Origin of the sequence: Leptotrichia sp. oral taxon 218 (genome assembly GCF_018128225.1) — a bacterium.
Taxonomy (GTDB): domain Bacteria; phylum Fusobacteriota; class Fusobacteriia; order Fusobacteriales; family Leptotrichiaceae; genus Leptotrichia.
The window spans coordinates 259,559-283,690 of the sequence record NZ_CP072377.1; the positions used below are offsets into that span (position 1 = coordinate 259,559).

General features: G+C 27.6%; 25 protein-coding genes and 1 pseudogene. 19 read left to right on the forward strand and 7 right to left on the reverse strand.

From position 1 onward, the window contains the following. Positions 1-33 precede the first annotated feature (33 nt). The 4 genes from J5A73_RS01330 (at position 34) to J5A73_RS01345 (ending at position 3,348) form a co-directional block, all read left to right on the forward strand. A complete protein-coding gene (locus tag J5A73_RS01330) occupies positions 34-150 on the forward strand; it encodes a MarR family transcriptional regulator (protein ID WP_080680096.1) in 117 nt (38 codons plus the stop codon). Between the two features lie 414 nt (positions 151-564). Then, the gene (locus tag J5A73_RS01335) at positions 565-1,809 is read left to right on the forward strand and encodes an RNA-guided endonuclease TnpB family protein (RefSeq protein WP_211615951.1); all 1,245 of its coding nucleotides are present in this window, start codon (positions 565-567) and stop codon (positions 1,807-1,809) included. Positions 1,810-1,937: 128 nt separating this feature from the next. Continuing rightward, positions 1,938-2,366, forward strand: coding sequence for a DMT family transporter (locus J5A73_RS01340; protein ID WP_249069327.1), 429 nt, complete (start codon positions 1,938-1,940; stop codon positions 2,364-2,366). A 199-nt stretch (positions 2,367-2,565) separates the two neighbouring features. Continuing rightward, positions 2,566-3,348: an META domain-containing protein gene (locus J5A73_RS01345; RefSeq protein WP_211615953.1), complete on the forward strand. Its 783-nt coding sequence runs from the start codon at positions 2,566-2,568 to the stop codon at positions 3,346-3,348. Positions 3,349-3,467: 119 nt separating this feature from the next. Here the strand turns inward: J5A73_RS01345 and J5A73_RS01350 are convergent, their stop codons facing one another. The 3 genes from J5A73_RS01350 to J5A73_RS01360 all read right to left on the reverse strand — a co-directional run bounded on the left by J5A73_RS01350 (position 3,468) and on the right by J5A73_RS01360 (position 4,729). Further along, positions 3,468-3,854, reverse strand: a complete 387-nt coding sequence (locus tag J5A73_RS01350; protein WP_211615955.1) for a cysteine peptidase family C39 domain-containing protein — start codon at positions 3,852-3,854, stop codon at positions 3,468-3,470. Between the two features lie 64 nt (positions 3,855-3,918). Then, positions 3,919-4,131, reverse strand: a complete 213-nt coding sequence (locus J5A73_RS01355; RefSeq protein WP_249069328.1) for a glycerol transporter — start codon at positions 4,129-4,131, stop codon at positions 3,919-3,921. A 94-nt stretch (positions 4,132-4,225) separates the two neighbouring features. Next, positions 4,226-4,729, reverse strand: a complete 504-nt coding sequence (locus tag J5A73_RS01360; RefSeq protein ID WP_211615957.1) for a TlpA disulfide reductase family protein — start codon at positions 4,727-4,729, stop codon at positions 4,226-4,228. A gap of 219 nt (positions 4,730-4,948) precedes the next feature. Between J5A73_RS01360 and J5A73_RS01365 the strand changes: the two genes are divergently transcribed. The 10 genes and pseudogenes from J5A73_RS01365 to J5A73_RS01410 all read left to right on the forward strand — a co-directional run bounded on the left by J5A73_RS01365 (position 4,949) and on the right by J5A73_RS01410 (position 11,190). Continuing rightward, positions 4,949-5,959: an endo alpha-1,4 polygalactosaminidase gene (locus J5A73_RS01365; protein ID WP_211615959.1), complete on the forward strand. Its 1,011-nt coding sequence runs from the start codon at positions 4,949-4,951 to the stop codon at positions 5,957-5,959. Between the two features lie 138 nt (positions 5,960-6,097). Continuing rightward, complete coding sequence (locus J5A73_RS01370; RefSeq protein WP_211615961.1) at positions 6,098-6,676, forward strand: hypothetical protein; 579 nt, start codon at positions 6,098-6,100, stop codon at positions 6,674-6,676. A 131-nt stretch (positions 6,677-6,807) separates the two neighbouring features. Further along, positions 6,808-7,179, forward strand: coding sequence for a DUF488 domain-containing protein (locus J5A73_RS01375; protein WP_211615963.1), 372 nt, complete (start codon positions 6,808-6,810; stop codon positions 7,177-7,179). A gap of 126 nt (positions 7,180-7,305) precedes the next feature. Continuing rightward, complete coding sequence (gene cobI, locus J5A73_RS01380; protein WP_211615965.1) at positions 7,306-8,001, forward strand: precorrin-2 C(20)-methyltransferase; 696 nt, start codon at positions 7,306-7,308, stop codon at positions 7,999-8,001. 36 nt (positions 8,002-8,037) lie between these two features. Beyond that, positions 8,038-8,721: a hypothetical protein gene (locus J5A73_RS01385; RefSeq protein WP_211615967.1), complete on the forward strand. Its 684-nt coding sequence runs from the start codon at positions 8,038-8,040 to the stop codon at positions 8,719-8,721. A 113-nt stretch (positions 8,722-8,834) separates the two neighbouring features. Next, positions 8,835-9,008 (forward strand): annotated as a pseudogene (locus J5A73_RS01390) (DUF1016 N-terminal domain-containing protein); the annotation flags it as partial. 49 nt (positions 9,009-9,057) lie between these two features. Next, positions 9,058-9,726, forward strand: a complete 669-nt coding sequence (locus tag J5A73_RS01395) for a hypothetical protein (RefSeq protein WP_211615969.1) — start codon at positions 9,058-9,060, stop codon at positions 9,724-9,726. Positions 9,727-9,760: 34 nt separating this feature from the next. Then, positions 9,761-10,522, forward strand: coding sequence for a precorrin-4 C(11)-methyltransferase (gene cobM, locus J5A73_RS01400; RefSeq protein WP_211615971.1), 762 nt, complete (start codon positions 9,761-9,763; stop codon positions 10,520-10,522). A 45-nt stretch (positions 10,523-10,567) separates the two neighbouring features. Then, on the forward strand, positions 10,568-10,828 hold the full coding sequence (locus tag J5A73_RS01405; protein ID WP_211615973.1) for a hypothetical protein: 261 nt from the start codon (positions 10,568-10,570) through the stop codon (positions 10,826-10,828). 26 nt (positions 10,829-10,854) lie between these two features. Continuing rightward, the gene (locus tag J5A73_RS01410; protein ID WP_211615975.1) at positions 10,855-11,190 is read left to right on the forward strand and encodes a hypothetical protein; all 336 of its coding nucleotides are present in this window, start codon (positions 10,855-10,857) and stop codon (positions 11,188-11,190) included. Positions 11,191-11,338: 148 nt separating this feature from the next. Here J5A73_RS01410 and guaA read toward each other — a convergent pair whose 3' ends face one another. After that, positions 11,339-12,901 (reverse strand): glutamine-hydrolyzing GMP synthase, encoded by a 1,563-nt coding sequence (gene guaA / locus J5A73_RS01415; RefSeq protein ID WP_371813407.1) that lies wholly within the window; start codon positions 12,899-12,901, stop codon positions 11,339-11,341. Between the two features lie 191 nt (positions 12,902-13,092). Between guaA and J5A73_RS01420 the strand changes: the two genes are divergently transcribed. The 3 genes from J5A73_RS01420 (at position 13,093) to J5A73_RS01430 (ending at position 16,344) form a co-directional block, all read left to right on the forward strand. Further along, positions 13,093-14,640, forward strand: coding sequence for a YifB family Mg chelatase-like AAA ATPase (locus tag J5A73_RS01420; RefSeq protein WP_211615978.1), 1,548 nt, complete (start codon positions 13,093-13,095; stop codon positions 14,638-14,640). Between the two features lie 119 nt (positions 14,641-14,759). Then, positions 14,760-15,326 (forward strand): cob(I)yrinic acid a,c-diamide adenosyltransferase, encoded by a 567-nt coding sequence (locus J5A73_RS01425; protein WP_211615980.1) that lies wholly within the window; start codon positions 14,760-14,762, stop codon positions 15,324-15,326. A 142-nt stretch (positions 15,327-15,468) separates the two neighbouring features. After that, positions 15,469-16,344, forward strand: a complete 876-nt coding sequence (locus tag J5A73_RS01430; RefSeq protein ID WP_211615982.1) for a hypothetical protein — start codon at positions 15,469-15,471, stop codon at positions 16,342-16,344. 238 nt (positions 16,345-16,582) lie between these two features. Here the strand turns inward: J5A73_RS01430 and J5A73_RS01435 are convergent, their stop codons facing one another. The 3 genes from J5A73_RS01435 to J5A73_RS01445 form a co-directional block, all read right to left on the reverse strand. Then, positions 16,583-17,215 (reverse strand): DUF4125 family protein, encoded by a 633-nt coding sequence (locus J5A73_RS01435; protein WP_211615984.1) that lies wholly within the window; start codon positions 17,213-17,215, stop codon positions 16,583-16,585. A 97-nt stretch (positions 17,216-17,312) separates the two neighbouring features. Then, positions 17,313-18,260: a DUF4037 domain-containing protein gene (locus J5A73_RS01440; RefSeq protein ID WP_211615986.1), complete on the reverse strand. Its 948-nt coding sequence runs from the start codon at positions 18,258-18,260 to the stop codon at positions 17,313-17,315. A gap of 21 nt (positions 18,261-18,281) precedes the next feature. Then, positions 18,282-19,157 (reverse strand): tetratricopeptide repeat protein, encoded by an 876-nt coding sequence (locus tag J5A73_RS01445; RefSeq protein WP_211615988.1) that lies wholly within the window; start codon positions 19,155-19,157, stop codon positions 18,282-18,284. Positions 19,158-19,292: 135 nt separating this feature from the next. On the opposite strand from J5A73_RS01445, the gene J5A73_RS01450 reads away from it, so the two are divergent. Both J5A73_RS01450 and J5A73_RS01455 read left to right on the forward strand, forming a co-directional pair. Beyond that, the gene (locus J5A73_RS01450) at positions 19,293-19,889 is read left to right on the forward strand and encodes a hypothetical protein (RefSeq protein ID WP_211615990.1); all 597 of its coding nucleotides are present in this window, start codon (positions 19,293-19,295) and stop codon (positions 19,887-19,889) included. Next, positions 19,886-24,100 (forward strand): PolC-type DNA polymerase III, encoded by a 4,215-nt coding sequence (locus J5A73_RS01455; protein ID WP_256438653.1) that lies wholly within the window; start codon positions 19,886-19,888, stop codon positions 24,098-24,100. The genes J5A73_RS01450 and J5A73_RS01455 overlap by 4 nt, the downstream gene beginning before the upstream one ends. The last annotated feature ends 32 nt before the right edge of the window (positions 24,101-24,132 follow it).

The window sequence follows — 24,132 nt, forward strand, 5'->3', positions numbered from 1 at the left end:
CAAGAACACTCGCGACTTTATTTGTGAGATGAATTGCACGAAAATTTTAGTAAGCATATAGGGAAACTTGTATGTAGACACGGAGCAAAACCGTGCAACAAAGAAACTGAATTGCTGGGAACTCTTAAAGCTAGTATAACCACAACATAATACCTTCGTTCAAATATGGTATAAGTGTGAAGGTAGCGAAAGCAGAAAAAATATACTAGATGGTGCAAGGTTAAATCCTAAACATTATGATAATAGACAATCAGCAGCTAAACCTGAAAAGGAAAGTTCAACGACTATCCCTCGTGAGGGGAGTACAATACAAGCGATTGGTATTGGAAGTGGTTTCGCCTAAGTCCTTGGAAATAGGATAAGGATAAGATATAGTCTGTGCTTGTTAGAGATAACAAGAAGTTCATGAGAGAACTGCATAAGTAGTAGCGTACTTATGTGAACGACGCTTCCCGCTGCTGCGGGGTTTTAAAAACTTTAAAAATATTTAAAAAATATTACTTTTTAATAGATAAAATGTAGGATATATAGTATAATATCTCTGATGAAAAGGAGGTGATATCTATGTATTTAACTTTAAAACAACAGGTAAAACATCTTAGTAAAAAGGAGTTTAGAAATTTAAAATATTTGTGCCATATAGCTAAGAATTTAAAGAATCAGGCTACATACAATGTTAGACAATACTATTTTAAAAATAAAAAGTATTTAAGTTATAATGAAAACTATAAGATGCTTAAAAATAGTGAAAATTATAAGAAATTAAATTCTAATATGGCTCAACAAATTCTAAAAGAAGTAGACGGAAGTTTTAAATCATTTTTTGGACTTTTAAAACTTGCTAAGAATGGTCAATATAATGGTAAAATAAAATTACCTAAATATCTTGCTAAAGATGGATTTACAACTCTTGTTATAGGTTTTGTAAGATTAAAAGATGATATTCTGAGAGTTCCTTATTCAAATTTGTTTAAGAAAACTCATCAGGAAGTTAAAATTAAGCTGCCACCAGTATTAAAAGACAAGAAAATAAAAGAGATTAGAATAATACCAAAACAACATTCTAGGTACTTTGAAATTCAATATACTTATGAGGTAGAAGAAGTTCAAAGGGAATTAAATGAAAACAATGCACTAGGAATTGATTTAGGTATAAATAATCTTTGTGCTTGTGTTACAAATGCTGGAGCTTCATTCATAATAGACGGTAGAAAATTAAAATCAATAAATCAATACTATAATAAGATAAATGCAAAATTACAAAGCATAAAAGATAAGCAAAAGATAGAGCATATAACATTAAGACAAAAGAAAATAGCTAGAAAGAGAAATAATCGTATAAATGATTATCTTTCAAAAGCAGCAAGAAGAATAATAAATTATTGTCTTAATAATGATATAGGAAAAATAGTTCTGGGATATAATGAAGATTTTCAAAGAAATTCAAATATAGGGAGTATAAATAATCAAAATTTTGTAAATATACCATATGGAAAATTAAGAGATAAATTAATATACCTATGTAAACTATATGGAATAGAATTTAAGCTGCAAGAAGAGAGTTATACATCAAAAGCAAGTTTCTTTGATGGAGATGAAATTCCAATATATGATAAAGAAAATCAAAAAGAATATATATTCAGTGGAAAAAGAATAAAAAGAGGACTATATCAAACAAGCACAGGTAAAATCATAAATGCAGACTGTAATGGAGCATTAAATATTCTAAGAAAAAGTAAAGTTGTGGACTTAAGCGTCCTATACAATAGAGGTGAACTGGACACGCCTAAAAGAATAAGGATAGCATAGGACTATTAAACTTCTTAGAAAATTTTTAAATATTTTTAAAGATTTTAGAACCCTGCGACTTTAGTCGTGGGAGGTTCAGGACAGTTTTAGGAGTTGTATTCATAGCGACAAAAGGAAAAATTTCAAGTTTGTCTGTCCCTCCAGAAGCGCTATTTATTGGACTTTTTTCAGCAATTATGATCGCCTTTTACTCAATTTATCCAAAAAAACTGTTGAAAAAATATGGAAGCATAACAGTAGTTGGCTGGGGAATGATTATAGGAAGCATAGTTTCAAACATTGTTCATCCAATTTGGAAAATAGAAGGAAATGTAAACACAAAATCTATAATTCAAGTAGCAATAGTCGTAATTTTAGGAACTTCTATCGCCTATTTAATCTATATCGCAAGTTTAAACTACATTTCCTCATCACTTGCAGGGATATTGACAGCCTTCGAGCCAGTACTTGCGGCAATATTATCAGTAATAATTTTTGGATTAAGATTTTTTGTTGTTGAATTAATTGGATTTGCATTGGTTTTCGTTTCAATATTTATTTTGGAAAAAAGATTATAAATAAATTTTGAGAATTTAATTTTTAAAAATTTCTAATATTTGTTTAATGAAAATGTGATACTATTATGATGAAAAGATAAAAAGAATAAATCATAAAATCTTAAATTAAAATCTATTATAAAATTTAGAGAAATTTGAAAATATTAGAAATATAAATTTTAAGATTTTAGATAAAAAATTTTAGAAAAGAGGAATAAAAATGAAAAAGACATTTGTTTTATTCGGAATTTTAACAGTTTTCTTACTAAGTTGCATTTCCTTAAGTGCAAAAACGAAAAAGAAAATTATTAACTTAAACGAAACTTCATGGGAATTATTACAAATTACTAAAAGAGGTAAAGAACAATTAATTCCCCAAGACGCAAATATCACAATTAATTTTGCAGATAACAAAATTAACGGAAATTCAGGAGTAAACAGCTATTTTGGAGGTTACAAAATCAAAAATAACTCAATTTTAACTGCAAATGCAGCAACAACATTAATGGCAGGTCCAGAAGAATTAATGAAAATCGAACAAAGATTTTTAGAAACATTGCAAAATTCTCCAAGAATAACTTATAGCAATACAACTTTAAGTTTGAGAAATAAAAATGGAGAAATTTGGACATTCCAAAAATTAGATTTAAGTGAAAAATTAAAAAATACAAAATGGAAACTTTTGGAAATGGGACAAACAACACTTCCAGAAAAAGATGGAGAAATAACAATTTCTTTCGACGAAAACAAAGTAAACGGAAATTCAGGAGTAAATAACTATTTTGGAAGTTTTGAAATAAAAAATAACAGCATTAAAATCGGACCAGTTGGCTCTACAAGAATGGCAGGACCAGAAAATTTAATGAAAATTGAATTTGAATATTTAAAATTATTACAAGATTCTAAAACTATAGAATTTAATAATAATCTTTTGATTTTGACTACTAATGATGGGAAAGTTTTGAAATTTGAAAAGATTGATGACAGAGTTTATCATTATTAGGTGTTAGAGATAGAGAATTTTATAAATTTTATCTAGAGTGTCTAGAATTTTGTGTAAACTCAAAATATAATATATGGTACAGGATGGTAGTTTTATCATCCTGTTTTTAAATTCTTCCTTCAAAATAAATATAAATCATGAACAACCACATAGTGTAAAAAATTATTTGTGGTTTGAATATGTGCTATTATAGGAAAAGACACACTATTATCAATTTTTTTATCCTCAACTTTCACTACCTTTGAATCAAATCCCAAATAATCAAGCCCTTTTATCATTACCGCAAGATTAGTTCCGTTTCTATCTGTTCCTGATATTTTCCGTAACTTGGCAATTGAAAAATTTGAATTATATTGCTTAGCTATTGTTAATATACAGGCAGGTCCACAATCGTTCTCGTCCTTCTGTAAAACATAGCAATATCTTTTAAATATCGAAAAAATCTTTTTCCATCTCTCTTTCTTTAAAAATAAAGAGTTCCTAAAAACTAGAAACTCTCTATTCAAATAAAAGTTTTATTGGAATTAGGTTAATGACTATAATTTTATAATAAATACGTATTTATTTAATCTATCTATTAATTTTAAGAAACTTTAATATAATTTTTCCAAGCAATACAACAACAGCACCTGTAATTGCAGCTGTTATTAAACCTATAACCCATCCATATTCATCAATTATTCTACCACCAATTATGGCTGACGATATTGAAGCCATTATAACTATCATATTTTGATATTTCTTATTCATAAATTTTACCTCCTTAAAAATTTCGATTACCATCCTAATTTGAAAGCTCCTCTATCAAAAGCATATCCTACTCCTCCTGCAAAAGAGCCTTCAATAGTTGATGTCTAAAATATAAAATATTTCTAAATTAATAATTCAAATAAAATGCTTCTTTCAACTCTTCATAATTTTTTGATCCACCCAAATCTTTTTGGATTCTTGAATTTTGGATAATCAAGTTGTATGGAACAGTTTTTACTTTGAAGGCTGTCATAAGAGTATTTGTAGCGTCGTAATACACAGGGAAAGTAAATTTACTATCTTCTACATATTTTTTAGTTGCTGATAAGTTTGTTTTTCTTCTTGTGAATACAACTACAACATTTATATTATCTTTATTTTCTTCGTAAAATTTTTGTACATCAGCTAATTCACGTTGACAATAAGGACACCATTCAGCCGCAAAAATTAAAAGTGTTGGTTTTCCATCTCCAAATAATTTTTTACTTTTAGTATATTTCCCATGAAAATCTCTTAATTCAAAATTTGGTAATTTTGCACCTTCTGTTACATCAACATCAAGAGGTTTTGCATTTGCGAATCCGAAAATACATGTCATAAATAATGAAATAATAATCAATAATTTTTTCATTTTTATCCCTTCTTTCTTATTTTTTTTATTTAAAATATTTTATAAAGTTTATCATATTAATATATATTTTCAATTATATTTAACTTTTTAAATCCTAATTTCGCTATATTTCTTACAAACAATCCACAAGTTAAAAGAAAAAAACTAAAATAATAGGATAAACTAAACAAAGACAAAAATATTTATATTAAAATATATCTAATTAAAAAAGAGGTGAATATGAAAAAAGTACTATTAATATTGTCATTATTTATTTTTTGTTATTGCTTCTCAAATACAAATGTAAAAGACAATAAGAATTCAAAAGTTGAAAATACAAAAAAATATGTTTCAGGAAGTGAAATTTATCGTGACAGAATGAGAGATTTAATTCGTGAAGTGCGTTCAAATACAACAAAAAATAAATACTTAATCACGCAAAATGGGAATTTATTGTATTATCGTAATAATCAAATAGATAAGGATTTTTTTAATGTTACGAACGGAACTACACAAGAATCACTTTATTATGGAGAAGGTCTAAAATTGTCGCATCCGACTAAAAAGGAGTCAAATGAGTTTCTTTTGAGTATTTTAAATCCAATTAGAAAAGCAGGGAAACCAATTTTTGCGATAAATTATGGAGTAGGGAATAAATTGAGAGAAGATTTGTTGGTAAAATCGACTCAAACAAATATTATAAATGAATTGTTACCATCATTTGGAGCTGAAAAAGCGTATATGCCAATACAAAATTTTAATTCAAAGAATATAAATTCTTTGAATGATGTAAAAAATTTCTTGGTGTTATTAAATCCAAAAGAATTTAGAGATGTTGATGATTTTTATAATTATTTGAAAAATACTGATTATGATTTGTTGTTAATCGAGCCTTCACATAGTGGAAAATATATGACAAAAGAACAAATAGAATCATTGAAGAGAAAGAAAAATGGAGCTAAGAGAATAGTGATAGCATATTTTAGTATTGGAGAAGCTGGAGGATACAGAGATTTCTGGAAGCCTGAATGGAAAAATAAAGCTACAAGACCTAGTTGGATTGTGGGAGAAAATCCAAATTGGGCAGACGATTACATTGTAAAATATTGGAGTCCTGAATGGAGAAAAATCGTAAAAGATTATCAAAAACGATTAGATGATATGGGTGTAGACGGTTATATGCTTGATACAGTTGACACATACTATAATTTTGAAGTTAAATCTGAAAAAAGCGGAGAAATTATAAATTAATTATTTAGTTAATAACTTTATAACAAAGAGAAAACCACCTTTTGAGTAAGATTGCATGATATAGTGCAACAGGTTTTCTCTTTTTTTGTTAATTAAGAAAAAGTAAATTTTAGTTTTTAGCAAAAGGAGAGGTTTAAATTGGAATTAAGAAAAATAAAATCAATAAAACAAATTAGAAATATTTACAAATTATATCAAAATTCGTTTCCAAAAGAGGAAAAAAAGCCATTTGGATTAATATTAATCGGAGTATTGAGAGGGAATTTTGAGGTCTTTTCAATCGAGAAGAAAAAAACTGATGAGAAAAATAGAGATTCGTATGAGTTTAAAGGTTTAGCAATTGCATTGAAACATGAGGACTTGGTTTTACTAGATTATTTGGCGATAACTGAAGAAGCTAGAAGCTATGGATACGGCTCTAAAACGCTATCTTTTTTGAAGGAATATTACAAAAATTATCGTTTTTTTCTTGAGATTGAAAATGCTGAGGATGAAAATGCTGAAAATTACGAAGAGCGTCAAAGTCGAAAGAAATTTTATTTGAAAAATGGATTTTCGCCATTTCCTTTCAATGTTGACTTATTTGGAATTGAGATGGAAATTTTAGTATACAATTGTTCTTGCGAATTTTCAGAATATCTTGAACTTTACAAAAATCAATTTGGTGGAATTATGAAAAAGAAAATTTCAGAAAATATTTTTTTAGTGGAAAAATAATTAAAAATTGTTGTATTATCGAAATATTTGTATAACAAATATGGTATAATAGTTAAAGTAATTTTATGAAAAGTGATTGACAAATAGTTGTGATCTTGATAAGATTTTTGATTTTAGAAAAGGAGGGAGCTATGAAATTTGAAATTAAATGGAAAAGAGCTTATGAAAAAATTGGAGAAGCAGATGGTTTTAGAATATTAGTCGATAAATTATGGCCTCGAGGGTTAAAAAAGGAAGATGCAAAAATTGATTATTGGGCAAAAATTATTACACCATCGAAGGAATTGAGACAAAATTATCATAAAGGAATTATTGATTTTGAAAATTTTTCTGAAAAATATAGAAAAGAATTGGAAGAAAATTCGGATTTTAAGGAATTTGAGGGGATAATAGTGGAAGAGTTGAAAAATGGAAATGTGACAATGGTTTATGCGAGTAAAACTCCAGAGTTGAGCCATATTCCTGTATTAAAGGAATTTATTGAGGAAAAGTTGGGAAAATAGTTGAAATTTAAAAAGTATTTTGAGTGTTGCATAGAAAAAGTTTGAAAATAAAGAAGTTAAATAAAAAATAAAGAGTAAATTTTTTATTAAAATAAGTAGGAGAATAAAAAGAAAGGAAAGTGAAATATGAAAAAAGGTAAATTTTATGGTATTGGAGTAGGAGTAGGAGATCCAGAAAATATAACGGTTAAAGCAACAAAAAAATTGCATGAGGTGGATGTAATTGTATTGCCTGAGGCAAAAAGTGGGGAAGGAAGCACGGCTTTTAATATTGTAAGAGAGTATTTGAAAGCTGGTGTAGAGCAAATGTTTTTAGAGTTTCCGATGATAAAAGATGTGGAAGCGAGAAAAGTTTTTAGAAAAAATAATGCTGATAAAGTAAGTGCTGAATTGGAAAAGGGGAAGAATGTGGCATTTTTGACAATTGGAGATCCGATGACTTATAGCACATATACTTATGTTTTGGAGCATATTGCAGATGATGTAGAAGTAGAGACGATTGCTGGAATAACTTCGTTTAATAGCATTGCAGCTAGATTGAATGTGCCTTTGATGATTGGCGATGAAGATTTGAAAGTGGTATCTGTCAATCGAAAAACTGATATTTACAAGGAAATTGAAAATAATGATAATTTAGTTTTAATGAAAATAAGCAGAAATTTTGAGAAAATTAAAAAGGCGATAATTGAAACAGGAAATAAAGAAAATGCTGTAATTGTTTCAGATTGCGGGAAAGATAATGAAGTTGTTTATTGGGATATTGAGAGTGTAGAGGAAGTTCCTTATTTTTCGACGATGATATTGAAAAAATCAGGGTTTTAAAAATTAAATTTAAGTATTAAGGAGAATGGAATTATTATGAAAAAAATTTTATTTATTTTGTCATTTATAGTGGCAATTCAAGGAATGGCAGAAACGATTGTAAAAGGAACTTACGATACAAAAAAGAAAAGATATGTAGAATTGAGTCAAGATTTTGTCAAAGAAATTAAATTAGATTATATATTGCCAAGTGATAAAAAAGATTTGGTGACTTACAAAACTGAAAATTTTGATATTGTAGTAAGAAAAAGTGATTTGTTGGAATTGTATAATAAGAATAGAGATAAAAAAGAAAAAAATATAAAAGATAGTATTTCGGATAAAGATAAAAAATTGGATTATGTTCGTAATTATATTGCTGAATTGGTGGAAAACGATAGAGCGACTATTTATGAAAGAAAAACAAAAAAAGAAATAAAAAATATTGTAAAGATAAAATATAATAACAATACTTATTATGATGCGGGAAGAGGTTCAAATTACGACGGTTATAAATTTTATACAGATAAGAGTTTGTCGCAAGAAATTATGAAATTTGATATTATAACCCAATTTGGAGTTGCACTTCACAGTAGTTTGGGAGATAATCCATATAATAGGGAATTGACAGAAAAGGAAAAAGAATATAGAGAAAAAAATGGAAATCATTTTGAAGAATTAAAAGAACTGTATAAGAAAGCCGTTCAAAATCCGAATGTTGAACAAAAAATTAGTTATTAGTAAAAAATATTTGATAAGTTATTTTTGAAATTAATATAAATGGGGGATAAAAATGAGAAAAATTGAAAAAGGAATTGAGAGTAGTATGAGAAAAAACTTTTAAAAGAATTGTAAAAAAATTGACAAAAGAGTATGAAAAAGGCTTTTCGAGATCTAATTTACAAAATATGAGGCAATTTTATTTAAAGTATCCAATTTGCCAGACACTGTCTGGCAAATTAAACTGGTCTCATTATTGTGAGATTTTGAGTATATTCGATGATAAAGAAAGAGCATTTTATGAGAGAATAATAATTTATAATTTGATGAAAAACAAATAACGGAAAAAGAGAAAAAATGTTAGAAATAAAAAGAAAAATTTATGATGATAAGGATTGGTATGAAGAATACATTCAAGTTTTAAAAGACGGGAAAGAAATTCATTATGGTGAAAGTTTTGATTTGCCAAAATATGAAAATGGAAATTATATATTTTATTTAAATTATGGAAACATAGAATATTACAAATTTTTTAAAATTTATTTGAAAAAATGGAAAGATAAAATTTATTTTATTCCGAAGTATAATTTTTGTGATGAGAAAGTATATGGATATTCACCGTTGGAATTTTTGGAGAATGATATAAAAAAAATTTTAGAGAACAAGGAAGAAATTAATAAAATTAAGAAATTGACAATAAAGGATATTTTGTGTGAATGGGCATGTAATAGTCAGTTTAGAGAATTTTGCAATAGTTTTGAAGATTATCAGAAAAAATTGGTTAATGAAATTTATTTTGTGGATAACGAGATAATTAATAACGACATTTCAGGAAAATTTGAAAAGATTTTTGGAATGAAAAACAAAAAAATAGAAAAAATAAATGTTGAAGAAGTTGAAAAACTTGATAAAATATCCGTTTATCTTGAAAATGGGAAAGTCTGGGAAGCGTTTTTTAAGAAAAATGAAAAAATATATTTGAATACAGAAATATCAGTAAGTTTTCAAATAAATGAAATATTATAAAAATAAAAAATATAAAAAAGAATGAGGTAATTTTATGAAAAAAGTATATTTTATAGGAGCAGGGCCTGGAGATCCTGAATTAATAACAGTAAAAGGACAAAGAATTGTAAAGGAAGCAGATGTAATAATTTATGCGGGTTCGCTTGTGCCTAGAGAAGTTATTGAATGTCATAAAGAAGGAGCGGAAGTTTATAATTCTGCTTCAATGAACTTGGACGAAGTGATGGAAGTTACGATAAAGGCACAGAAAAAAGGGAAGCTGGTAGCAAGGGTTCATACTGGGGATCCGAGCATTTATGGTGCAATAAGGGAACAAATGGATATTCTGGATGAATATGGGATTGAGTATGAAGTAATTCCAGGAGTAAGTTCATTTGTGGCTGCTGCTGCTGCAATAAAAAAAGAATTTACTTTGCCAGATGTGAGTCAGACAATAATTTGTACAAGACTGGAAGGAAGAACATCTGTTCCTGAAGCAGAAAGTCTTGAAAGCCTTGCTTCACATAAATGTTCGATGGCAATATTCCTATCTGTGCAAATGATTGATGAAGTTGTAAAAAGATTATTAAAACATTATGATAAAACAACGCCAATTGCAATTGTCCAAAGAGCCACTTGGGATGATCAAAAAATCATTATGGGAACATTGGAAAACATTGCTCAAAAAGTGAAAGATGAAAAAATTACGAAAACTGCACAAATTTTAGTTGGAAACTTTATGGGGGATGAATATTCTAAATCTAAACTTTATGATAAGACATTTTCGCATGAGTTTAGAAGAGGGATTAAAGAATAAAAATATAAAAATTTTGATAAAGTAAGAAAATAAGGAGAATTTTAGATGAAAAAATTATTATTAATCGTATTGTTTACATTTTCGTTACAAATTTTTGGACAAGGTTATGAAGTGACGAAGGGGAAAAATGTTACATTGTCTGCAGAACAGATTGAGATAGAAAATAAAAAGATTGAAGAAAAGATAAAGGATTATATAAATAGAGGTTTTAAAGAGTACTTATCAACATTTTCAGAAGCAGAAAATACTATGAAAAATCAAAAAATAATAAATCAGAAGATATTTATCTTTATAAAACTTTCTTAGAAGCTTATTCACAGATGTTTGATCTTATGGCTGAAAATACTAAAATAGAAGTAAAAAGTATAAAGTATTTATCAAATTTAAAAGCAATTGTAAAATGTGAAATAAAAATACCTTCATTTGATAAATTGGACGATTTAAGTGAAGAGGAAATTGAAAAAAATTTGGCAGAGAAATATAATTCTGATAAGTTAAAAAATATGAATGAAAAGGAAATGGCTGCAGAATTTTTGATGTATATGATAGATTCAATGAAAAAAGAATTTAAAGAAAATCCATCTTATGAAATTACTAAAAAAGATATTACTTTTGAAAAAAAAGGAAATGATTGGAAATCAAAGGAATATGAGGAAATGTTTAAATAAAATAATATTAAAATGATGTATTTATAAAAAAATAACATAATTAGAAAACTAAATGAAAATTTCAAAAAGTTTAATAATTATGTTTTTTTTATTGAAATTGAGAGTATTCAGAATTTTGTGTAAATTCAAAATTTTTAAATTATTAAAATTATTCCCACTCAATTGTAGCTGCAGGTTTAGAAGAAATATCATAAACAATTCTGTTTATTCCATTTACATTATTGATGATTTTATTTGCAACATCTCCTAAAAATTCGTAAGGTAATTTAGACCAAGTTGCAGTCATGAAATCAATTGTGTTTACAGAACGGATAGCTGCTACATATTCGTAAGTTCTTTGGTCACCCATAACTCCTACAGTTTTAACAGGTAATAAAGTAACGAATGCTTGATCCACTTTTCCATATAATCCTTCTTCCATCAAAGCATTAATGAAAATGTCGTCAGCTTCTTGTAAAATTCTTACTTTTTCAGGTGTAACTTCTCCAATTACTCTAATTCCAAGTCCTGGTCCTGGGAATGGATGTCTATTAATAATTGTGTCAGGCAATCCCAATTCATGTCCCACTTTTCTAACTTCATCTTTAAACAATTCTTTTAATGGTTCCAACAATTCAAATTTTAAATCTTCTGGAAGTCCACCAACATTGTGGTGAGATTTTATTGTATGAGAAGGACCTTTTATTGATTGAGATTCGATAACATCAGGGTAAATTGTACCTTGTGCTAAGAATTTTGCACCTTCTTGACCTTTTAATTTTCTAATTTCTTCATTGAAAACTTCGATAAATTCATGTCCAATGATTTTTCTTTTAGCTTCTGGCTCATCTACACCTTTTAATTTATTTAAAAATCTATCTTTCGCATCAACAAAAACAATATTTAAATTAAAATGTTCTTTGTAATATTCTAAAACTTTTTTACCTTCATCTTTTCTAAGAAGTCCAGTATCTACAAACATACAAGTCAATTGTCTTCCAATCGCATTGTTAATCAAAACAGCTGCAACTGAAGAATCTACACCACCTGATAATGCAAGTAAAACATGTTCATCTCCAACAATTTCTTTAATTGCTTTTGTTTTTTCTTCAATAAAACTTGTAATTTTCCAGTTTCTTTCACATTTACAAATATTGAAAACAAAGTTAGCAATAATTTCAGTTCCGCATTCAGAATGAACTACTTCTGGGTGGAATTGCAATGCATAAATTCCATTGTTATTTGTAATTGCAGCGATTGAAGAGTCAGTTTGTGCAATTATTTCAAATCCTTCAGGCAATTCAGTGATGTGATCGTTGTGACTCATCCAGATGCTAGAAGTTTTCTTAATTTCTTTAAATAAAGGATTTTCTCCGTTTATAACTTCTAAAATAGCTTTTCCAAATTCTCTCGAATCAGCTTTTTCAACTTTTCCACCATTTAAGTGAGTAATTAATTGCATTCCATAACAGATTCCTAAAATAGGTAATCCTAAATCAAAAATAGCTTTATCAACTGTTGGAGCGTCTTCCTCATAAACTGAAGCAGGTCCTCCCGAAAGAATAATTCCTTTTACAGGTTCAGTTCCATTTTTGATTTTTTCTACATCAATTAATGGAAAGATTTCACAGTAAACTTCCATTTCTCTAATTCTTCTTGCAATTAATTGAGTATATTGCGACCCGAAGTCAACAATTAAAATTTTCTCTTTTTTTTCGTTCAATTTTTTCACCTCGTAATACTTTTTTATTTTATTTAATAATTTTATAAAATTTTTTATTTATTATTATTTTTTATATTTTACCATTATTTTTAAATTTTTTCTATTATTTGATAAAAAAATATTTATTTTATTTGAAAAAATAAAATAAAAATGGTATAATAATATTGTTAAAATTTAATTAAAAATAAAAGGGGGATATAATGGCTATAAGTTTATTTAGTTGTAGCTATTTTGGAATAGATACATATATTGTGGAAGTGGAAGTCGATTTGTCACGAGGACTTCCTGTGTTTAATATTGTTGGAATGGGGGATCAGGCAATTTCTGAGAGCAAGGAGAGAATTAGAAGCTGCTTTAAAAATATGGAATTTGAGTTTCCAGTCAGAAGAGTTCTTGTAAATTTGTCTCCAGCAAATATTAAAAAAAAAGGAAGTCATTTTGATTTAAGTATTTTTTTAGGAATACTTGCAAATATTGGGAAAATTCCAAATGTTGAAATTTTTAAAAATTATTTGATTTTGGGAGAAATTTCTTTAAATGGTAAAATAAAATCGGTGACTGGAGCAATAAATGCGGCTATTTTGGCAAAAGAAAAAAATTTTTTAGGAGTGATTGTACCATTTGAAAATTACAATGAAGCTAAACTTATTTCGGGAGTTGAAATAGTTCCTGTGCAAAATATACAAGAAGTTTTAGATTTTTTTGAAAAAGAAATAAGTGTGGAAGAATTATGTAAAAATGCGGATGAAAAAAATATTGAGATTTCAAAAAATAAAAATGATGAAATAAAAGAAAAAGATTCTCAGAATGAAGATGAAAAGATAGACTTTTGCGATGTAAAAGGTCAGTTTTTAGCAAAAAGAGCGCTGGAAATTGCCGCTGCTGGAGGACATAATGTATTTTTAATAGGAGATCCTGGTTCAGGAAAGTCAATGCTTGCAAAAAGATTTACGACGATACTTCCCGAGATGACAGAAGAAGAAATAATTGAAACTACAAAAATTTACAGCATTTCAGGACTTTTGAGTGAAAAAGATCCCATAATTACGAAAAGACCTTTTCGTGCGCCACATTATTCAGCTACAGAAGTGGCACTTGCGGGAGGTGCAACAAGAGTTGGAGAAATAACTTTGGCGTTAAATGGAGTGCTATTTTTAGATGAAGTTGGAGAATTCGAGGGAAAGACACTAGAAACTTTGCGTCAGCCTTTAGAAGATGGGAAAATAGTTATTTCCAGAGCAAATTTTACGATGACATATCCTGTGAAAAGTATAACAATCACAGCTTCAAATCCTACGCCAAGTGGATATTTTCCTGATAATCCGCTTTGCCACGACAGTCCTTTGGATATAAAAAGATACCAAAAAAAATTTTCAGGACCACTTTTGGACAGAATGGATTTGTATGTAGAAATGCGCCAATTGAAAAAGGAAGAGCTATTTTGTGAAACTTTATCAGAAAAATCTGAAGTTATTCAAAGAAGAGTAATTAAAGCCAGAGAAATTCAAAAAAAGCGATTTAAATCAAATATGTTAAATTATGCAATGACCAAAAGACAAATAAATAAATATTGCAAAATTGACAAAAAAACTCAGGAAATAATGAAAGAAGCGGTTGATAACTTAAAGTTGTCAGCAAGAATGTTTGACAAATTATTAAAAGTTTCACGAACGATTGCTGATCTTGCGGGAGAAGAAAATATAAAAAAAGAGCATTTATTAGAAGCACTTAATTATCGAAAAAAATAAAAAATAAAAAAATTAAATGACATAAAAAGATAAAAATATAAAAAAAGAAAAATATAAATAAAAAATAAAATAAAAAAGTAAAAAAAGAATAAAAGAGAATAAAAAAAGGATAAAAAAATATGAAAATTTATACAAAATACGGAGATAAAGGATTTACAAAATTATATGGTGGAAAAAAAGTTAGTAAAAATAGCAGCCGTGTCGATGCTTATGGAACTGCAGATGAAGTTTTTTCAATGCTTGGAGTGATTGTTGCAAAAATGAGAAATATGGCTGAGTTGGAAGAAATTTTAAGAGAATGCGAGAAGATACAGCAGCAATTATTTGACTGTGGAAGTGATTTGGCGACACCTGATAAACTTAGAGAATATAAGCAGACAAGTGAAGATGTGAGCTGGCTTGAGAGTTTAATAGATAAGTATATTCCGCAAATGCCTAAACTAGAGAGTTTTATAATTCCTGGCGGCAGTGAAATTTCAAGTTTGTTTCATTTGCTTCGTGCTAACACAAGAAAGCTGGAGAGAAAAATGGTAAAAGTTTTCGAAGAAAATGAAGATATAAACGAATATGGATTACAATATATCAATAGATTATCAGATTATTTTTTTGTAGTTGCTTGTATTTCAAATGTAAAAATGGGTGTTAAAGAAGTTATTTATAAAAAAGGTTCAAAAGTATTTAAGTAAATTTGTGAATTTTTTTTAATTCAAAATATATTAATTAATTAAAATTTTTAATTTTGCAAAAAAATTTTTGTTTTATTTTTATTTTTTTAGTATAATTATATAAGAAAAAAATATTGAAAAAATACGAAAAAATGGAGTTGAAATGGAAAAACAAAAAATTAATAAATTGCAAGATATAAAAAATCTTTTGGAAGTTAGAACAGATGAAATTGCAAATTCGATAAATAAAAAATTGGAATCTGAACTTAGAAAGTCTGAAAATAAAATTATAAGAGTCTTGGAAGAGAAATCATATCAAAGTTTGGAAAATATAGAAACTTATGTGAGCCAGTTTTTGGAAAAAGATATGATTCAAAATCTGGAAGATATAAAAGAAAGAAATAAAAAATTTTTGTATACAAATTTTAATGATTTATTTTTAGAGGTGAAACTTATTATAAAAAATTATTCGGAAGAATTGAATCAGACTAATAAAATTTCTTTTTTTGATTCGGAAATTAAGAGAAAAATTGAAGATTTTAAAAGTGAAAAAGACGAAATAGAAAAATTAAAAAAAGAAATCTTTTATAAAAAAATGGATTACAATAATGAAAAGACAAGAGAAAAATGGGAAATTCAAAAATTTGAGAAATTTAAGACAAAAAAAGAAAGGCTTGAAAAAATTAGAAATATTAGAAATTCTGAATTAGAAGATTTAGATAAAAAGCCACAGATTGAAATTGAAATAAATTATGAAAAAGAAGTAGGAAATTCAAATAAAAAAAGTGGATTTTTTTCAAAATTAAGTGATAAGATTTTTGGAAAAAAGGCTAAAAAGGTGGAAGCATTACAAGAAGATGATAACAAACAGATTCAAAAAGACGAGGGGAAAGGAAATTTTTCTGAAAATATGGAAAATTTGGATATTTTGGATGATTTTGATGAAGAAGAGGTTTTAAGAGCGAAAAGGATTGATTCGATTAAAAGAGAAGAAATAAAGTTATTGGAAGAAATGCTTAGAGAAAAAAAGAGGCTTTAAAAAAGGCGCAGGAAAAGACAAAAGAAGAATACATAAAAAATATTGTAAAAAATGTAAGAAACTATTTTTCATCTCAGAGCAATCAAATAAAAAATGTGTTTTTTCGTGAAATGATAAGTGAGAAAAAAATGGAAATTATAAAAAAAACAGAAATAGAATATAAAAATTTATTAAATTAAAATAAAAAAAACCAATATTAAAAATATTTAGAATTTTTAAAATATTGATTTTTATTTTTTCAAATTTCAGTTTTTATATTTTCAGCTTCTTCCAGCGAAGAAAATCCTTTTTTTAAAACGATATTTTGAATATTTTCAAGCGCCAAATTTTTGTTTTGATTTAAATATTCTAAAATAAAATTATAATATAATTTTAGAGTTTTCAAGGAATATGAAGATAACTCACCTTTTAAGTATGTTTCAATTGAAGTGTAATTTGGCGTGTCATCTTTTGAGTAAAGGGGTCTTGCTTTAGAAGCCAAATGTGGATATTCTTTTATTATTTCAAGTTCCCAATTTAAATAAATTTTTGCAATTTTTTCTATAATTTCTTTTTTTTCTAAAGAAATTTCTGGCAAATATGATTTTATTAGTTCAAATTCTGCGGGAGCGCTAAATTCCATCATTCTGGCATATTTATCTTGAACCAAGTTTTGATTTTTATGTTTTGCCAAAATCAAATCTTCTAAATAGCTTTCCAAAATTTCACAAGGAAGTGTTTCCCACTGGCTTCTTCTCATAATTTCAAATTCGACAGGATTATTTTGACATTCTGCTCTTCCTTCGGTGTGGTGCACTTGCTGGAAAAATTCCCATTCTCTTTTTAAAATTTGTCTTATATAACTTTCTTTTTTTGTAATATTTCTATCCATCTTTTCCTTTCTTAATTAATAATATTAATATTATTAACAATAATATTTTTTTTATTTTTCTTTTAATTAATTAATAAATTTAGTTTATTAAGTTTATTTAATCTGACGCTGGATGTAAATTGCGAAGTTTTTCATCGTTAATTTTTTGCTGGACAAAAGGTCCGTAGTCTTGTAAAAAGTCGCTTGGAATTTGTCTTGGGACTAAATTTTGACGCTTTAATTCGTTAATTACAGACATGCTTATTTCCTCGATTATTTCTCCTTTTCTATTTAATGCACCTGTTGGAAGTTTTATTAATTCTTCGATTAAAAAATAAATTTTTTTTCCTAAAATTGGAAGTTCTTTCATTTTTTTTGCCATCCATTTGTAAAAAGGCTTGTAGGTCTTGTTTAGCAAAAAAATCATGTGGATTGCTTCGGAAATAAATTCACTTTCAGCAAGTCTAGCTGCAATTATTTCTCCTCTTCGCATACATCGGTAATAGTTATATTGTCCAGATTGCGCCATTTTCATACATCTTGCGGCAATTTTTTTTAGTCTTATGTCTTCTGGAAAATAATTTTTTAACTCGTTTCTTATTTTTGAAAACTTTCCTAAATTATCTAAGAAAACTTCTCCATTTGTGGCAGTTGCCAGAAATTTTTCTGGAATCATCCGCCAGTCATATAAATTTTTTGGACAGTCAGATTGATTTAAAAATTGGTAATACCAGTCGTCAATATTTAGCACACCTCGTCTGTTGCTTCCAAATTCACTTTCACAAAAAACTGGAAATCCCATAAATTCTTTTGGAAGTTCGTTTAGTCTTTTTTGCAATTTTAAGCCATATTTTTTAAAGTCGTTGTTGTCCAGCCAAATGCAGCAAGATGGACCAAAATCGTGATCTTTTGAAATTTCATCATCAAAGCCAAAGCACTCTGAACCTTCTCCCGCAAGTCCTGCCGCCATTTTTTCCAATATTTCAGGAAATTCTGATTTAATGACTGGCAAATAAACTTTTTCAAAATATTTTTTTGATAATTCTAAGCCTTTAATTTTTTCCATATTTTCTCCTAATTTTATTTTTTACCAGCTGATATATTCTGTTTCGTCATCAGTTTGAAAATCAGAACCATCTTCAATTTTTTCTTTTACAATTTGAATATTTTCTAAAATATTTTTATAATTATTACTATTTTCGCCAAAAGTATTTTTACATATTTCTAAACTTTCATTAAAAAGTTCAAGAGCTTTTCTATATTCGCCTTCTTCAAAGTAAAAACTTGCGACATTGTTTAAAATAGCAGCATACAAGTTGTGAGATTTTCCAACTTCAATTTCGATTAAATTTAGCGCTTTTTTTAAATATTCGTTCGCTTTTTCCATATTTTTAATTTTTATATAAGGTTGCACAAGATTACTTAATGTTATTGCATATTGAATTGGATTTTCTCCTTTTTCTTCCAAAATCTTTAAACTTTTTTCTTGAAGAGAAATCGCTTTTTCAAATTGTGAAAGTTCTTGATAAAATAGTGCCAAGTTGTTGCAGACACTTGCGTAAACATAGTCATTTTGCAAATTATTTTCTTCGTAAATTTTCATTGCATTTAAATAAATTTCTTCAGTTTGGTCATATTGCTTCATAAATCTGTAAACTTCAGCCAAATTTAAGCTGCAGGTTGCATAAGGAATGCTATCTTTTCCATATTTTTCAATAATAAACTTTTTTGCTTTTAACAGAGCACTTTTTGCTTCGTCATACTCGCCGACATATTTTAGAGTTCCTCCAACTTCATTTAAAATTTTTATATTCTCGTCACTTTTTTCACCAAAAACTTCTTCAACAAGTGGTGCTAATTCTTTTAAAACTTCAACTTCTTTTGTGACATTTCCTTCTTTCATAAGATTATTTCTCAAATTTGTAAGTTCATTAATTTTTATTTTTTTCTCAAATATATTCATTGCTAAAAATTCTCCATTCTTTATATATTCAATAAAATTATAACATATTTTTAAAAAAAGAAATCAAAAATTTCATTGTAAAATCTTTTTTAAAATTGTATAATTAAGTAAACTATAAAAGATTGAGGGGATAAAATGGATAGCAATGTTAAAGAAGAAAAATACCGTAAAATAAAGCCATCTGATGGTTTTTTAGAAAAATATAATATAAAAAGTTTTGAAATAAAGGAGGTGAGCATGTTCGGAGTTCAAAAAAGAATTGTTATAAGAATTGTCATCAATGATTATGAAAATTCAATTGATGATATTTTAAAATTAAAAAAATTAATTCATAAAAAAGATAAAGATACAAAAATTGAAGTTAATTTCAATGTAAAAGAGGAGTTAATTCTTAATGATATAAAAGGATTTATTACTTTTATTATCGAATATAAAAAGGCGGAAAAAAATATATATTCAATATACTTAAAAGATTATAAAATAGAAGTTTTAGAAGATATAATTTATTTGAAAGTTTTGTCGCAGGAAGTTGAAAAAAAGATGGAAAACGACGAAATCATTGGTGCATTGGAAAAGCAAATTTCTAAAGTGCTAAATAAAAATATAAAAATAAAAGTCGTGAGTGAAAATTTTAACAGCGATGAAAATATAGAAAATAAAGAAAACAAAAAAAATAAAAAAATAAAGAAACTAAAGAAATCGAAGAAATTGAAGAAATTGAAGAAAATATAGAAAATAAAAAAAATAAAGAAAATAACGAGAACAATGAAAATAACGAAAATAAAGAAATTGAAGAAAATATAGAAAACAAAAAAAATAAAGAAAATAATGAAAATAACAAAAATAAAGAAATTAAAGAAAATGAAAAAGATGAACAAAATAAAAATAACGAAGAAAATAGCATAAATAACGAAAATAACGAAAATAATAATAATAAAGAATCTGAAAAAGTTAAAAAACCACTTGTTGGAGAAGTTTCATCTGAAAATGTAATAAGAAGCAGAAGTTCTTCATATGCAGATGTGAATTATTCAAATAGTGAAAATAATTTTAAAAAAAGCAGATTTAAAGGTGGAAAAATAACAAATGCACAAAAATTTGAGATTTCAGATTTAAAAAATATAAAAATTTTAAAAAATGATGGAAAAACAATAAAACCTGTTGAAGTTGAAGGGAAAATTTTTAAAATCGATGTAAGAGAAACAAAAAATAATTCTTTAATGTATGATTTTTTAATAACTGATTACAATGATTCAATAAATTGTAAAATTTTTTTAAATCCTAAAGATGAAGCACAAATTGCGATACTTAAAGTAAATGATTGGGTAAAGGTAAAAGGATATTACAAAAAAGATGATTTTTATACCGAAGATTACATTGGAGTGCAAGATTTGGAGTCGATTGAATCAGAAGAAACTAAAAAAGAGGATAATGCACCAAAAAAAAGAGTTGAACTTCATGCTCACACGAATATGAGTGAAATGAGCGGAGTTATGTCAATTAAAGATTATGCAAAAAGAGCAAAGGAATTTGGACATAGTGCCATTGCAGTAACAGATTTTGGAGTAGTACATTCATTTCCATTTGCGTTTAAAGAAGCAAATGAAAATTTTAAAATTATTTACGGAGTGGAAGCATATGTTGTAGATGATGAAGCTCAAATGATTACTAATCCGAAAGATTTAGGAATTGAAGAAGAAACATATGTTGTATTCGATATAGAAACTACTGGATTTGATCCGTTTAATGACAAAATAATTGAAATTGGAGCAGTAAAAATGAAAGGAAAGGAAATTATTGACGAATTTTCTGAATTTGTAAATCCTAAAATTCCTATTCCTGAAGAAATTGTAAAACTTACTTCAATTACTGATGAAATGGTAAAAGATGCTCCTGACATCAAAACAATTTTACCAAGATTTTTAGAATTTTGTGGCGATTCCACAGTTGTTGCACATAATGCAAAATTTGATGTGGGATTTATTAAGCAAAAATCAAGTGATCAAAATTTAGAATTTTCTCCAAGCGTTGTTGATACTCTTCCTCTTGCAAGAGCACTTCTTGTTAATGAAAAAAAATTTGGATTGGCAAATTTAACTAAATATTTTGGAATAATATTAGAATCGCATCACAGAGCGATTGACGATGCAAGAGCAACTGCAGAAATTTTTCAGAAATTTTTCAATATGATTATAACAAAAGGGATTTTGACGCTAAAAGATATAAATACGAATCTTCAGCCGAATATTCAAAATGCTGAAACATTGAATACAATGATTTTGGTAAAAAATCAAAAAGGTCTAAGAGATTTATATGAGTTAATTTCTAAATCACATATTGACTATTTTGGAATGAGAAAACCGAGAGTTCCAAAAACATTGTTAAATCAAAAGAGGGAAAATTTACTTCTTGCAAGTTCGGCAACTGGAATATATGGAAATAGAGGGGAACTCATAAATCTTTATTTGCGTGGAGAAATAGAAGAAATTGAAGAAAAGGCAAAATTTTATGACTATATAGAAATACATCCGCCAATTACATACGATGAACTGGTAGAAAAAAATGCGAGTGAAATTGAAAGTTTAGAAGTAGTAAAAAAAATGAATCAATATTTTTATGATTTGGGTAAAAAATTAGGAAAATTGGTTGTTGCGACTGGAGATGTGCATTATTTGGATGAAAATGAAGCAGTTAATAGAAATGTTTTGCTTTTGGGAAGTGGAAAATTGAGAAAAACTAAATTTGTCGATGGTTCAAGATACGAATTTTTTGACAGAAAGCTTTATTTTAGGACAACTGAAGAGATGCTTGAAGAATTTAGATATTTAGGCGATGAAATTGCAAATGAAATTGTTATTGAAAATACAAATAAAATTGCTGATATGATTGACGCTGGGATAAGACCAGTTCCAGAAGGATTTTATCCGCCGAAGATAAAAGGCGCTGAAGAGTTAGTAAGAAAAATGACTTACGATAAATTGGAAGAGCTTTATGGCGACAATGTTGATCCAGTTCTAAAAGAAAGACTGGAAAAAGAGTTAAAATCGATTATTGGAAATGGCTTTTCGGTACTTTATTTGATTGCACAAATCTTGGTAAAAAAATCGGTGAAAAAAGGATATTTAGTTGGTTCCCGTGGATCAGTTGGTTCATCAATTGTCGCTTATCTTATGGGAATAACTGAAGTAAATGGACTTTATCCACACTACAGATGTCCAAATTGTAAACATACTGAATTTATGAATGAAGAAGGAAATGGAGTTGACTATCCTGATAAGAATTGTCCAAAATGTGGTACAAAATATATAAAAGATGGACATGCAATACCATTTGAAGTATTTATGGGATTTAACGGAGAAAAAGTGCCAGATATTGACTTAAATTTTTCTGGAGAATATCAAGGAAAAATTCATAAATATACTGAATGGCTATTTAATTCAGATGCTCTTGAAAATATTGAAAATATTGAAGATATTGAAAAAATTATAGATTTTGAAGATTTTGAAAATTCCAAAAATTCTGAATATCCTGAAACTTCTGAAAATGTATTTCGTGCTGGAACAATTTCTACATTAGCAGAAAAAAATGCTTTTGGTTATGTAAAAAAATATTTAGAAGAAAGTGAAGGAACGGAAGAAATAAAAGAGAGAAAAGCTGAAGTGACAAGACTTGCGATAAGATGTGAAGGAGCGAGAAAAACAACTGGACAGCATCCAGGAGGAATGATAGTAGTTCCAAAAGACAAGTCAATTTACGATTTTTGTCCAATACAAAGACCTGCAAATGATATGAAATCTAATTTTAAAACAACGCATTTTGACTATCATGTTATGGACGAGCAACTGGTAAAATTAGATATTCTAGGACATGATGATCCGACAACACTTAGAATTTTACAGGATTTGACAGGGGTCGATATTTATAAAATACCGCTTGATGATAAAAAAGTCATGAGTCTTTTTAGTGGAACCCAAGCGCTTGGAGTAAGTCCAGATGACATAGGTTCTCCAACTGGGACTTCAGGTATTCCAGAGTTTGGAACATCTTTTGTAAAACAAATGCTTGTTGACACAAGACCGAAAACTTTTGCAGAATTAGTGAGAATTTCAGGGCTTTCGCATGGAACGGATGTCTGGTTAAATAATGCACAGGACTATGTGAGAAGCGGAGTTGCAACCTTAAGCCAGATTATAACAGTGAGAGATGACATTATGAATAAACTTATTGACGATGGGCTAGATAAATCTTTAGCATTTAAAATAATGGAATTTGTAAGAAAAGGGAGACCTACGAAAGATCCTGATAAATGGAAGGAATATTCGGCAATAATGAAAGAAAAAGGTGTTGAGCAGTGGTACATAGATTCTTGTGAAAAGATAAAATATATGTTTCCAAAAGGACACGCTGTAGCATATGTTATGATGGCAGTAAGAATTGCGTATTTTAAAGTTCATTATCCTGTAGAATTCTATACAGCTTTTTTAAATAGAAAAGTTGGAGATTTTAAAATGACTACGATGTTTTTCCAAAATCAAAAAAGTAATAAAAATATAGCTACTGTAGAAGACTTAAAAAATTCGAGAAAAAAATTGGAATCGGATTCAAATTTAAATGCAAAACAAAAGCAAGAATTGTTTTTATATGAAATTTTAATAGAAATGAGCTGTCGTAATATTGAACTAGAAAAACCAAATATTTTGACATCTGATGCAAAACTTTTCACGATAACAAAAGATAAAAAAATTCAACTGCCACTTATTGCTGTAGATGGTCTTGGTGAATCAGTTGCTGAAAAAATTATAGCAGAACGAGAAACGGAACCATTTTTATCACTGGAAGATTTGACAAAGAGAACAAAGTTGAATAAAACTGTGTTAAAATTATTGCAAGATTATGACTGCGTGAAAGGAATACAAGAAGAAAATCAATCAAAATTATTTTAAAAAATTTAAAATAAAAAAACTGCATCTAATAA